Source organism: Mycolicibacterium cosmeticum (assembly GCF_000613185.1).
GTDB classification, from domain to species: Bacteria; Actinomycetota; Actinomycetes; order Mycobacteriales; family Mycobacteriaceae; genus Mycobacterium; species Mycobacterium cosmeticum.
In genome coordinates this window covers 2,005,263-2,017,796 of the sequence record NZ_CCBB010000003.1, presented here as the reverse complement: position 1 = coordinate 2,017,796, position 12,534 = coordinate 2,005,263, and the positions used below count along the sequence as shown (strand labels likewise).

Sequence of the window (12,534 nt, the reverse complement as noted above, 5' to 3'; positions counted from 1 at the left end):
TCTGAGCACCGGGGTGGGATCGTCGACGTCCGTCTGTGGTGGGGCAAGGTAGTTCATGGTTGGCCCGCCCGCGCTGCCGGGGAGACCGCCAGGTAGCGCACGGCCTTGCTGATATCACCCATCGACGAGGGGTGAAACCCGGGGCGCAGGTAGTAGTACATCTGCGCGAACAGGAAGGAGACACCGGGGACGAACCCGGCGCGGGCGGCGCGGACGTATTCGACCAACCAGGGACGCCGGCGGCGGATCGTCACATCGTTTCGATAGAGGTATGCCGCAGTGGAAAACCACAGCACCGCCAGTCCAAGGCAGGCGATCACGGCGGTGCGCGCTCGTCGGGCGTATCCACCGTCGACGTACTGGTAGGCATCGAAAGCGACGTTTCGGTGCTCCAACTCTTCGGCCCCGTGCCATCGCAACAGATCCAACATCGTCGGGTCGACGCCGACACGGTCGAACGCCTGATTGTCGAGCAACCACTCACCGACGACTGCGGTGAAATGCTCTGCGGCGGCATAGATTCCCAGTCGCTCGCTCAGCCACGACCGCTTGGCGGCACCGGTGATGCCGTGATCGCCGAATATGCGGTTGACCGCGAATTCGATCCGGCGCATCACCGGAGCGATCTCCACGTTGTGGGCACGCAGGTAGTCGCGGAAGCTCTCGTGCGAGGACGCGTGCGTCGCCTCCTGCCCGACAAACCCGACGACTTCCTCTTTGAGTCGTTCGTCATCGATATACCGCAGCGCCTGGGCGAAGACGTCGGCCATGGCGCGCTCGCCCTCGGGCAAGACCAGGTGCATCACGTTCCAGAAGTGCGTCGCGTAGGGCTGGCCGGGAATGTACTCCAGCGGTACGCCCTCCCAGTCGAAGCGCACGCGCCGCGCATTGATCGCCAGCGCCTCGTCGTTGTATTCGCGGATCGCCTGGCCCTGTTGTCTCTTCACTGCAAGCCTCCTCCACATTGAACGGCTACCGGAACAGTGAAACACACTGCATATGATTGTTTCAAGAAGCTGGCTCGATTACAGTCGGTTCGTGCATGCCGACCTGTTCGCCTACGCCACGACACGCGATGATGGCGTGGACGAGATTCTCGATGCCGCCTTGGACGTGTTTTCCAAGATCGGTATCCGGCGAGCCACCGTGGACGAGATTGCTCAGCGAGCCGGCTTGGGCAGGGTGACGGTGTATCGGCGTGTCGGCGGCAAGAACGAGATCGTCACAGCGGTGCTGGTCAGGGAATCCCAGAAGCTCTTCCAGACGGTACGCGACGCGGCGGCGGCCGCCGACGGGTTCGCCGACCGGGTCGTGCACAGTTTCGCCACCACGATCGAGACGGTTCGGCACAACGCGGTGTGGAACCGCTTACTCGACATCGAGCCTGACACCGTGCTGCCCCGCCTCACCACGGAGGGTTCACCATTGCTTTCGGGCGCCGTTGCCGCCACCGCAGAGGTGCTGCGAGGTCCGGACACGGCCGCGATCTCCGATCAAGACCTTCTCGCGCGGGCCGAGATCCTGGTCCGCATTACGCATTCCATCCTGCTCACACCCTCGGTGCTGTCGCCGCTCAGCAGCTATGCCGAGCTCGAAGCGTTCGCCCGGCGACACCTGTTACCGATTGCCGCGGCCACCGGCAGCTAGGCGTCCTGTCTGTCAGCTGCGGTGACTGTGTGACGCAACAGCACCACCAGCGTGTCGATCAAGACGGTGCGCACCTGTTCGTGGGTCAGCGTGCCGCGTTCGACCCATTCGCGCACAGCAGCTTTGACCATGCCGCCGTAGGCGCGGACGACGGCCAGCGTCGTGTCCCGCGCCTCCGAGGTACCGTCGAATCCCACCGCGTCCAGCACCCGTTCGGCGGCCTTCTGGTCGGCTTCGTCGAGAATGTGGCGCACCTCGGGATCACCACCGGCGCCTTCCACGCCGATGGCCAGCCAGGCCCGGCCATGGGCGGCAACGACCGTGAGCAACCAGTCCACCGAGGCTTCGATGCGCTCCTGGAGGGATCCGCTGGGTAGGTGCACTTCGTCCAGGTCCGGGACGAACATCACGGCCCGGACCACCTCCAAATACAAATCGCGCTTGGTGCCGAAGTAGTGGTTCACCAGCCCTCGCGCGACACCGGCGGCGGCGGCCACCGTTGCCATCTGCACCGCTGAATAGGGTTGCTCCCCGAACACGCGGATACCCGCGGCAAGGATGGCTGCACGCCGCTCGTCAGGTCCCAGTCTTCTCCACCGCGGCTCGGCAGTCATCTCGGCACGGAATGCGCTCACACGTAGTGCTTACCCTCAGCGGCCCGTTGCAGCAACGATGCGGGCACCACGAAGCGATCGCCGTACCGCTCGCGCAGTTCGTCGGCGCGGGCCACGAACCCGGCCATTCCGCCGTCGAACTGGTTGATGTACTGCAGCGCGCCACCCGTCCAGGCTGGGTAACCGATGCCCAAGATCGAACCGACATTGGCCTCGGCGACCGTGCCGATCACACCTTCCTCAAAGCAGCGCGCCGCTTCCAACGCGGCGGAAACCAACATCCGTTGCTTGGCGTCCTCGAAAGGAATGTCGTTGTCGGGCCGGTAGTACTCCTTGGCCAGCCGCGGCCACAGACCTAGTCGTTTGCCGCCCGGCCCGTCGTACTCGTAGAACCCGCGACCTTGCAGACGGCCGGGTCGGTCGAACTCGCCCAGCATCCGGTCCACCAGTGGATAGGACGCACTCGGCACAAACGGGACGCCCCGCGCGGCGGCATCCTCGATGAAGCCCGCCCGGATCTTGGCGATGGTCACCATGTTGATCTCGTCGAACAGCGTGAGCGCTCCGGCCGGGAACCCGGCCTGCAGCGCCGCCTGCTCGGCGGAGGCGGGATGCATGCCTTCGGCCACCAGAGACAGTGCTTCATCGACGAACTTCGCGATCACACGGTTGGCGTAGAAGCCGTACACATCCTTGACCACGATGGGCGTCTTACGGATCTGACGGGCGAAATCCAGGGCACGCGCCAGCGCCGCATCGGAGGTGTGCTCTCCGACGACGATCTCGACCAGGGGCATCTTGTCGACGGGCGAAAAGAAGTGCAGACCGATGACGTTGTCCGAGCGGTTCATGGCACCGGCCATCTCCGTGATCGGCAACGCCGAGGTGTTCGACGCGACGAGTGCGTCCTCGGCGGCATAGCCCGCGGCTTCGGCGAGCACTTTCTTTTTCAGTTCGATGTCTTCGAAGACAGCCTCGATCACCAGATCCGCTCCGGACACGTCGGAAACGTTGGCGGTGGCCAGGATCCGATTCAGGATCCGGTCGCGCTCGGCAGGTGCCATGCGGCCTTTGTGCACCTCGGTATCGAGAAGCTGGTGTGAATAGCCCTTTCCGCGCTCGGCCGCCGCGTCGGACACATCGCGGAGCACCACATCGCATCCCGCGCGCGCGGCTACGTAAGCGATTGCGGCGCCCATCATGCCCGCACCCAGGACCGCGACCTTGTGTGCACGCCGGACGGGATGGCCGGCGGGGCGCACCGTCACCTTGTTGACCGCGTTGAGGTCGAAAAACAGGGCCTTGATCATGTTCGCCGAGACCTGTCCGCAGATCAGGTGCGCGCAGTAGCGCGTCTCGATGGCGAACGCGGTGTCGATATCGACTTGCGCCCCTTCAACCGCCGTGGCCAGTGCGGCGATGGGAGCGGGCATGGGGTTGCCTCTGAGTTGTTTGCGCAAGGTCGCGGGGAACGCGGGCAGTTGGGCCGACAGAGCGGCGTCACGCGGTGTTCCGCCGGGAATAGCGTAACCCGGTCGGTCCCAAGGTTGGTCGGCGTCGGGATGCTCGGCGATCCAGGCTTTCGCCCGCGCCACAAGCTCTTCATCGCTGGAGACGATTTCGTCGATGATGCCGAGCTTGAGCGCCTTGGCCGGGGTCATCCGTGGGCCCTGCCCGATGACGTTGGCGAAGCCGTTGACGATGCCCAGCATCCGCACGATGCGCGTGACCCCACCTGCGCCTGGCAGAACGCCCAGCGTCACCTCTGGTAGACCGAGTTGAACGCCGGGCTTGTCCATCACGATGCGGTGGTGTGCCGCCAACGCGACCTCGAATCCGCCCCCGAGGGCGGTACCGGTCATCGCCGCGACGGCCGGCCTGCCAAGGGTCTCGAGGCGCCGAAACGACTCCTTGAAGTGGTCAAGCCCGGCGGCGATGTCGGCGATGTCGGCGGGCCCGGCGTTCATGAGCTTGTTGAGGTCACCACCGGCGAAGAAGGTGTCTTTGCCGGAGGTGATGACCACGCCGCTGATCGTGTCGCGTTCGTCCTCCAGCCGTTCCACGCAGAGGCGCAGGGCGGTGGCCATGGCGTCGGTCATGGTGTTGGTGGCGTGGTCGGGGTCGTCGATGGTCAAGGTGACCACGCCCAGATCATCTTTGTCCCAGCCGATGATGGTGCCGGCGTCAGTATTCGTCGTCATGTCTGCAGTTCCTCACAGCCGTTCGATGATGGTGGCGATCCCCATACCGCCGCCGATGCACAGGGTGATCAATCCGCGCCGGGCAGCGCGGCGCTCCAGTTCGTCGAGCACCGTGCCGGTCAACGCGGCACCGGTGGCACCCAGAGGGTGCCCCATGGCGATGGCACCACCGTTGACGTTGAGGATGTCGTCCGGGATGCCAAACTGCCGCTGGTAATGCAGGACGACCGACGCGAAGGCTTCGTTGAGTTCGAACACGTCGATGTCGGCGATCGTCAATCCCGCCTTGGCCAGCACCTTTTCGGTCGCCGGCACCGGACCGGTCAGCATGATCGTGGGGTCAGCTCCGCTGACCGCGGTAGCGACGATGCGCGCTCGCGGTGTCAGCCCAGCCTTCGCACCCGCCGCCTCGTTGCCGATCAACACCAGCGCCGCCCCATCGGCGATGCCCGAGGAGTTACCCGCGTGGTGATGGTGCTCTATACGCTCGACCCAATGATATTTCTGCAGAGCAACCGCATCGAACCCGCCGGCGGACCCGATGCCGGCGAACGAGGGCTTCAATGCGGCAAGCGATTCCACTGTGGTACCCGCACGGATCAGTTCGTCACTGTCGAGCAGGATCGAACCATTGAGATCGCGCACCGGTACAAGTGACTTGGCGAAGTATCCGCCGGACGCCGCAGCGGCGGCACGTTGATGTGATCTCGCCGCATAGGTGTCGAGGTCGGTTCGCGTGAACCCGTTGATCGTCGCGATCAGATCGGCCGAAACGCCCTGCGGCACAAAGTAGGACTGGTAATTGGTGATCGGATCCGTGGGCCAGGCACCGCCATCGGAGCCCAATGGCACCCGCGACATGGATTCCACGCCGCCGGCCAGCACCAGATCCTCCCACCCGGTGAGCACCTTCTGGGCGGCAGTGTTCACGGCTTCCAGGCCCGATCCGCAGAATCGGTTGACCTGAACCCCGGCCACAGTGTCGGCCAGCCCGGCGCGCATTGCGACGGTTTTCGCGATGTCGGCACCCTGGTCGCCGACCGGCGACACGACGCCGAGCACGACGTCGTCGATCGCGTCTGGATCGAGCTGCGGATGACGGCTTTTCAACTCTTGGACCAGGCCGACGGCGAGGTCGATCGGTTTGGTGCCATGCAGTGCCCCGCTGGCTTTGCCCCGGCCTCGTGGGGTGCGCAGGGCATCGAAAATCAGTGCATCGGGCATCGAAACTCCAGGGGTCGGTTGGGTCGGCAGGCTGTCACAAGTGGCGGGAAATGAGGTCTTTCATCACTTCATTCGCGCCGGCGTAGATCCGCGAGATGCGACTGTCGACGTAAAGCCGCGCAATGGGGTACTCCTCCATGTAGCCGTACCCACCGTGCAGTTGCAGGCAGCGATCGACAATGCGGGTCTGCTGTTCGGAGCACCAGAGCTTGACTTGTGCGGCGCGTTTGACGTCGAGGTCCCCGCGCACGTGGCGCGCGATGGCGTCGCCGACGAAGCTGCGCATGACTTCGATGACCGTGGCGATCTCGGCGAGCTCGAAGCGGGTGTTCTGCATTGCGAAGAGCGGTTTGCCGAAGACATGCCGGTCCTTGACGTAGGCCAGCGTGTGCTCATAGGCCGCTTCCACGGTTCCCAGCGCGGCCGCACCGACGATCAGCCGCTCCTGCGGCAGTTGTTGCATCAGCTGGACGAACCCGCGGCCTTCCACGCCACCGAGCAGGTTCTCGACCGGCACGCGCAGTTCATCGAAGAACATTTCGGTAGTGTCCTGGCCTTTTTGACCGATCTTCTTGAGTTTCCGGCCGCGCTGGAAACCCGGAGTGGTGTCATCGACCTCGGCCACCAACAGAGATACCCCTGCCGCACCCTGGGTGGGATCCGTCTTGGCGGCGATGATGACCAAGTCGCATGTTGCGCCGTTGGAGATGAAGGTTTTTGCCCCGGAGATCACATACTCGTCGCCGACGTGCATTGCCTTGGTCTTGATGGCTTGCAGGTCGGATCCGGTGCCCGGTTCGGTCATCGCGATGGCGCCGATCCACTCCCCGTTGGCCAGTTTGGGCAGCCACCGTGCCTTCTGTTCGTGGCTGGCATAGGAGTTCAGGTAGTGGGGCACGATGCCCGAGTGAACCCCGAGCTGCATCGAGAGCTCGCCGCCGCGCGCTTGTTCTTGGAAGAGCACCGCGTCGTGGGCGAATGTCGCTCCGCCACCGCCGTATTCGGTGGGTATCGACATCAGCAACAGGCCCAGATCACCGGCGCGGCGGTACAGCGCCCGATCGGGTTCCCCCGCAAGGGCGAATTCTTCGTGGCGGGGAGCGACTTCCTTGGTGAAGAACTCCCGCGCGAGCGTCGTGAGGTCGGCCAGTTCGGCGGCCAGTGAGTCGGACATACAGTACTTCCTGTTCAGCGTTGGTAGAGGGCGTCGATGTGGGTGGCGTACTTCTTGGCGATGGGCACTCGGCGCAGTTTCATCGTGGGAGTGAGCTCCTCTCCCCCAGGGATCCAATACTCCGGCAACACTTTCCAGCTGCGGACGTGCTCGACACGGGACAATCTCGTATTCGCCACGGCGACCGCATCGGCTATCTCGGCCTGCACTACTGGATGATCGGCGACGGCCTCGATCGACGGATCACCGATACCGACCCGTTGCGCGAGCGTGGCGACAGCGTCTGGATCCAGGGTGATCAACGCCGCGATATGGGGCCGGTTGTCCCCGATCGCGGCAACCGCACCGATCAGCGGGCTCGCGGCCTTCAGCGCTCCTTCGATATTGCTGGGCGACATGTTTTTTCCGCCGGAGTTGATGATCAACTCCTTCTTACGATCGACGATCGTGAGATAGCCCCGGTCGTCCAGTGCGCCGATATCTCCGGTGCGGATCCAGCCATCGGCATCGAGCACATCCATGGTCCGGACGGGATCGTTGCGGTACCCCCGCATCACGCCGGGCCCGCGGACCAAAATTTCGCCGTCATCGGCGAGGGCCAGCTCGGTTCCCGGAATCGGCACCCCCACTGAGCCATAGCGCGGCCGGCTTCTCGGATTGACCGTGGTCACAGCCGAGGTCTCCGACATGCCCCACGCTTCCAGTACAGGAATGCCGATGGCCAGCAGGAACTCCAACACCGACACGTCGATCGGTGCAGCCCCGGACACCGCCGCGGTCAGCACATCCAGGCCGAGTCGCGCGCGCAATTTGGCGAAGACGATTCGATTGGCCAGGGTGGCCGCGAGATTGTCGAACAACCCAATGCTGGCACCGGAGACGGTCGCCGCCGCCTTCTTTCGCCCGGCCGCAATGGCCCACCGCGCCAGCGCACCCCGGATACCGCGCTGCTCGGCGATGAGCGCTTCGACGCGAGCGGCGATTTTGTACCACAGCATCGGCACGGCGACAAAGAAGGTGGGATGGACCCGGCCCAGCACGTCGATGAGCGCCTTCGGGTCGTCGACATCGGTCACCGTGATCCCGAAATACATCGGCGCGTACTGTCCGATCCAGCGGTTGATCAGATGAGCGTCGGGAAGATAGGACAGCACCCGCCCGCCCGTGAGATCCCCCACCACACCCGAGATGATCTCCAGCTGATACAGCACGTTGGCGTGGGTCAGCTCGACCCCCTTGGGGTCCCCAGTTGTCCCACTGGTGTAGATCAAGGTCAATACGTCATCGCGACCGACTGCCCGCCACGCCGCGTCGAATTCGAAGTCGGCGTCACGACTCCCCGCATCGACGACATCACCGAGGGACACCACACCCTCCTCGGCAGCGTCGATGCACACCACGGTGGATACACCAGCGGTCGCGGCCGCTGCGCGCACCTTGTCCAAGAATTTGGCCTCGGTCACCACCACGCTCGGGGCGGCGTTGCCGAACAGGTACTCGATCTGAGGGACGGCACTGGTGTTGTACACCGAAAACGACACCGCGCCCAAATGCATTGCCGCCGAGTCGATGACGTGGAACTCGGGTCGATTTGTCAGCATGAGGGCGACCACATCCCCGCGGCCCACCCCGAGGGCGTTCAGCCCGCCCGCCACTTCGCGAACCCGGGCGCCATACTGCGCCCACGTCAGCGCGGCAGAACCATCGGCGCGCCGGATCGCCACCGCATCCCCGAGTTCGGCTACTCGGGTTTGGAACAGCTCACACAAGCTCTGGTGCATCGCTTCTCCCAGCTCAGTTCGCAACACTGCCGCAGTCGATCGCGCAGACGAACCACTCAGCCCGTCGTAATTGGCATGACGCCAACAGTGTGCACTCTTAATTGGCGCGCCGTCAACAAGAGGCCTCAGCAAAGCCTGCGACTTGAAACGTAGATACATATCGCGTATGTTTGATTCAGATGTAGGCGAAGCGATGGAGCGCTTCCCCGGCGGCCTCACCGGGGTCAGAGTGGGTCATCACCTGCGGCATCGGAGGAGACCAGGATGTGCAGCGCATCTCCCGACCACCGCCGTCGCTGCCAGCTGGCCCCGCCAGAACCGCAACCCATGCCGAGCTTGGACGGACTGTCGCTGCCGAGGCCTAGCCGGCGCGCGCCCCGGGCGCCCTACCGCACTGGCGAACTCGCTCGAACAGCCATCCTCAGGGCCTTGGACGATCTGCTCGATGAAGAGCCCATCGCCGACATATCTGTTCGAGCCGTCAGTCAACGGGCCGGAATTACCCGATCCGCCTTCTACTTCTACTTCGAGACCAAATACGCAGCCCTGGCCAGCCTCTTGAGCCTGCACTCCGGCGTCGACCTCAATTCGGCTTTCGGGCCACGACGCGCGGACGAATCCCAGGCCGCCTTCATCGATCGCATAGTCATCGGAATACGCGCCACCCTCGCAAACGAACATCCCGTCTGGGCATCGAGCCGCAGCGCCGCAGCAGCCGACAAACAGCTCGCGGCAATGCTGCAGCAGATCGAAACAACCGTCGTCCGACTCATCGTGCGCGCCGTGACCCACGAGGCACGACGCGGAGCCCAGCCGATCAGCGACGATCTGCCCCGCCTCGTACATACTTTGTTGCGAGCATCGCTGGTCGGCTGCAATGGCTGGCGCTTCGATGACGAGCCCGTGATGCGGGAACGGTCCACACTCATCGCGAAAGCGCTATGGCAACGTGCGTTGTGGCCACCCCGCGCAACCGTCGGGACGTCCACCAGTGTCACCGACGATGCACGCTTGCCATGAGTAATCGTGGCTGCCCTCCCTCGCCATAGGCAAAAGGCCGTCATGAGGCTCCGCCTGCAGACGGCTGGACCGGTCGAGGTACTCGTACTGTGGGCCCAATACGTCTACTCCAGCGCATATCGCCACCCATGCCCGCGGTGCAGCGGACCATCTCCGACGCCTAGAACGGCCGGATCGTCGGCGCTTGCTACCTTCGCCCTGTACGCCCACAAACAACGCTTGTGGGCTCACAACACCAGCGCGGCTACCTACTGACGGGCCCCGGGCGCAACCATGGTGGTCTAGTTCTGATCGGCACCGCACGCTATACCGCGGGAGCGCCCACGTGGCTGAAGGAGAACGCTCATGCAGTCAACCCACCATCACTGCACCGTGGTTTCGCCGAAGGCTGTCACGCGCAAACCACTACACGATCAGCTTCGCGGTCACCGTGGCCGGCTCTAACGTCTGGGCCGGGAACACCGGCGGACGGACAAGACGCTGCGGCGTCGGTGAATTAGCGGGACTGCACGCCCTGTCCCGGTCATTGGCGGCCACCGCTGCGATGTCCGCATTAGCCCTCACAGGAGCATCACAACCGCCTTTACACCACGACTGCATCACAACCGGCATTGCGGAGACCAGTACGGTATCTGCAATGGCTACGTCCACGACGACTCCGCCGGAGATAGGTGAACTACCGCATCCGAATGATCCGCGGTGGCGAGAGCTCGGTTACGACCCGAAATGGCCAACGGTGGGCCACAACCCGAAATGGCAGAGCTTTGGATACGACCCGAAGTACAAAGGATTCCAGCCGCCATCAACCCGCCTCCGCGAGCAGGCATCTCACGCGGTCGCCGAGCACAGGGACGCCTCAAGAGAGTAAGCCAACACTCAGGACACCAGCGGTCCTGCGTGGCCACCTTGATCATGGTTCGCGTTGCCAACCGCTTCAGCCAAGGAACCCAACAGCTTGAGCGCATCAGCACTGCTCGAACCGGGCTCGGCTTGGTACACAACCAATTCTTGGCCAGGGCTGGATCGCACGTCGAACGTCTGCATCGACAGGGTTAGTTCGCCGACGTCGTCGTGATAGAACCGTTTGTGCTCCCGCGTCTTTCCGCGCGCGTCATGGCGCTCCCATAGCTCCGTGAACTCGGGGCTCGTAACCAGCAAACCTTCGAGGACGCTTCGGATGCGCGGATGACCGGGAGATCGCCCGTGGTTGAAACGGAAGCCAGCCACCGAATTCCTTGCCACCTTCGGCCAATCACAATAGAACGTGCGTGCGTGGGGATCGGTGAAGACGATCTGCATCAGGTTTCGCGAATGCGTCCATTTGTGGAAGAGAACATCGGCAATCTCATTGGACGCCAACACGTCATAGGCGATGTTGAAGACGATCGCCGGATTCTCCGGCCATGCCGACATCAGCTGCAACAGCGCCGGGTCGAGACGGTCGCTGACTTCACCAGTGTCGCTGGGTATATGGCCGGCCAGCCGGTAAAGGTGTCGCCGACCATCGGCATCCAGCCGCAACGCGCCCGCGAGCGAATCCACGACCTGCGCAGAGGGGCTACGCTCGCGGCCCTGCTCTAAACGGCTGTAGTAGTCGACGCTGAGGCCCGCCAGAAGCGCGACCTCCTCCCGTCGCAAGCCCGCGACCCGGCGGTGCCCGTTCACGGGAAGCCCAACCGCGTCGGGACCCACCACGGCCCGCCGGCCGCGAAGATAGTCGCCGAGTTCGCTGGTAACCATACCGCGACTTTACCGGCACACGCCCAAGCCCTGAAGGGCGTGATACACCCAGGAGTTCGACGTCTCCAATGCCGCCGGCGTGGCAGCCGAATATGCCCAGGTGCTGGCTGGCTAGAGGCGATGATTTCGTATAACGGCACTGGGGGCGTGAATTCGTTGCTTCACGACAGGTGACGGAAGGACTGGCTGGCGAACGGAGGTCGAGCGACGTGCGCAGACCGGTCGCCGACGAGTGGTTCCCCACCGGTTCCGGATGACAGTCGATGTACCCACGCGTCATCGACTGCCGGCCACGAATGATGTTGCCGTAGAACGATCCTCCCATGCGTCCAGGTCAGCGCTCAACCGCTGCAAGCGACCACGGCAGCGGCGTAACGCGTCAGCACCGAGCACCAGGTGTAGCGGCGGGGTGTCGGATTCCACCGCGTCGATGATGACCTTAGCGGCGCGGTCGGGGTCACCGGCCTGCCGGCCTGCATGGTCAGCGAAGTGCGCGAGGACTGTTCCGACAGCCGCGGCATAGTCGTCGACGTGCGGCGTCGTGAAACGTATCGACTCTGTCGAGAGGAAATCGGTACGGAACGACCCAGGCTCCACCACTGTAACTTTGATGCCGAGCGGACTCAGTTCCTCGTACAAGGACTCCGACAACGCGCTCAGGGCGGACTTCGCCGCCGCGTACAGTCCCGAACCGGCTAGTGGGTCGAGCGCAGCGATCGATGACACATTGACAAGATGACCGCGTCTTTGTGACCGCAAATGCGGCAACGCAGCCTGGATGACGCGCAGTGGCCCAAACAAGTCGACGTCGAACAGGTGCCTGACCTGTTCTGCAGAGGCTTCCTCGATCGGCCCGAGGAGGCCATATCCGGCGTTGTTGACCACAACGTCCAGGCCACCCGTCACAGCGCACGCACGGTCAATCACCCCGCCGACCTCGTCCAGGTGAGCGGCATCAAGAGGCAGGACGTGCAGGCGATCCCTGGGCGCGTCGAGGCCAACTGTCCCGGATCTAGTGGTTCCGACGACTGTGTGGCCGCGACCCAGGGCCGCCTGGGCCAGCGCCCGGCCTAGCCCGCGCGAGATTCCGGTGATGAACCAAACCGACATGGACGAAATTCCTTTCTCTAGCT

At 64.0% G+C, this 12,534-nt stretch carries 10 protein-coding genes; 2 read left to right on the top strand and 8 right to left on the bottom strand.

The annotated features are described in order from the left end of the window. Positions 1-53: 53 nt before the first annotated feature. Entirely contained in the window at positions 54-965 is a 912-nt protein-coding gene (locus BN977_RS29045; RefSeq protein WP_051562028.1) for a metal-dependent hydrolase, read from the bottom strand. Positions 966-1,038: 73 nt separating this feature from the next. Here BN977_RS29045 and BN977_RS29040 point away from each other — a divergent pair, with 73 nt between their 5' ends. After that, entirely contained in the window at positions 1,039-1,647 is a 609-nt protein-coding gene (locus BN977_RS29040; RefSeq protein ID WP_036403446.1) for a TetR/AcrR family transcriptional regulator, read from the top strand. Here BN977_RS29040 and BN977_RS29035 read toward each other — a convergent pair. The 5 genes from BN977_RS29035 to BN977_RS29015 are packed head-to-tail and all read right to left on the bottom strand — an operon-like array spanning position 1,644 to position 8,860. Further along, complete coding sequence (locus BN977_RS29035) at positions 1,644-2,261, bottom strand: TetR/AcrR family transcriptional regulator (RefSeq protein WP_036404794.1); 618 nt, start codon at positions 2,259-2,261, stop codon at positions 1,644-1,646. The two genes, BN977_RS29040 and BN977_RS29035, sit on opposite strands and share 4 nt — an antisense overlap. Positions 2,262-2,278: 17 nt before the next feature. Then, positions 2,279-4,462 carry a 3-hydroxyacyl-CoA dehydrogenase NAD-binding domain-containing protein gene (locus BN977_RS29030; protein ID WP_036403444.1) on the bottom strand — a complete coding sequence of 728 codons (2,184 nt, stop codon included), beginning with the start codon at positions 4,460-4,462 and terminating at the stop codon, positions 2,279-2,281. A 12-nt stretch (positions 4,463-4,474) separates the two neighbouring features. Then, on the bottom strand, positions 4,475-5,686 hold the full coding sequence (locus BN977_RS29025; RefSeq protein ID WP_036403442.1) for an acetyl-CoA C-acetyltransferase: 1,212 nt from the start codon (positions 5,684-5,686) through the stop codon (positions 4,475-4,477). 34 nt (positions 5,687-5,720) lie between these two features. Beyond that, entirely contained in the window at positions 5,721-6,860 is a 1,140-nt protein-coding gene (locus BN977_RS29020) for an acyl-CoA dehydrogenase family protein (protein ID WP_036403440.1), read from the bottom strand. Between the two features lie 14 nt (positions 6,861-6,874). After that, on the bottom strand, positions 6,875-8,860 hold the full coding sequence (locus BN977_RS29015; protein WP_306372269.1) for an AMP-dependent synthetase/ligase: 1,986 nt from the start codon (positions 8,858-8,860) through the stop codon (positions 6,875-6,877). A gap of 210 nt (positions 8,861-9,070) precedes the next feature. Between BN977_RS29015 and BN977_RS29010 the strand changes: the two genes are divergently transcribed. Then, positions 9,071-9,661 carry a TetR/AcrR family transcriptional regulator gene (locus tag BN977_RS29010; protein WP_051562024.1) on the top strand — a complete coding sequence of 197 codons (591 nt, stop codon included), beginning with the start codon at positions 9,071-9,073 and terminating at the stop codon, positions 9,659-9,661. Positions 9,662-10,537: 876 nt separating this feature from the next. On the opposite strand, the gene BN977_RS29005 is transcribed toward BN977_RS29010, so the two are convergent. Both BN977_RS29005 and BN977_RS29000 read right to left on the bottom strand, forming a co-directional pair. Next, positions 10,538-11,401, bottom strand: a complete 864-nt coding sequence (locus tag BN977_RS29005; protein ID WP_051562022.1) for a helix-turn-helix domain-containing protein — start codon at positions 11,399-11,401, stop codon at positions 10,538-10,540. 276 nt (positions 11,402-11,677) lie between these two features. Continuing rightward, on the bottom strand, positions 11,678-12,511 hold the full coding sequence (locus BN977_RS29000; RefSeq protein WP_036403438.1) for an SDR family NAD(P)-dependent oxidoreductase: 834 nt from the start codon (positions 12,509-12,511) through the stop codon (positions 11,678-11,680). Positions 12,512-12,534: the final 23 nt, after the last annotated feature.

Excerpts from the sequence above, each read along its gene's own strand:
- BN977_RS29035 (WP_036404794.1), bottom strand. The coding sequence starts at position 2,261 with ATGACTGCCGAGCCGCGGTGGAGAAGACTGGGACCTGACGAGCGGCGT.
- BN977_RS29045 (WP_051562028.1), bottom strand. The coding sequence starts at position 965 with ATGTGGAGGAGGCTTGCAGTGAAGAGACAACAGGGCCAGGCGATCCGC.
- BN977_RS29005 (WP_051562022.1), bottom strand. The coding sequence starts at position 11,401 with ATGGTTACCAGCGAACTCGGCGACTATCTTCGCGGCCGGCGGGCCGTG.
- BN977_RS29020 (WP_036403440.1), bottom strand. The coding sequence starts at position 6,860 with ATGTCCGACTCACTGGCCGCCGAACTGGCCGACCTCACGACGCTCGCG.
- BN977_RS29000 (WP_036403438.1), bottom strand. The coding sequence starts at position 12,511 with ATGTCGGTTTGGTTCATCACCGGAATCTCGCGCGGGCTAGGCCGGGCG.
- BN977_RS29030 (WP_036403444.1), bottom strand. The coding sequence starts at position 4,462 with ATGACGACGAATACTGACGCCGGCACCATCATCGGCTGGGACAAAGAT.
- BN977_RS29025 (WP_036403442.1), bottom strand. The coding sequence starts at position 5,686 with ATGCCCGATGCACTGATTTTCGATGCCCTGCGCACCCCACGAGGCCGG.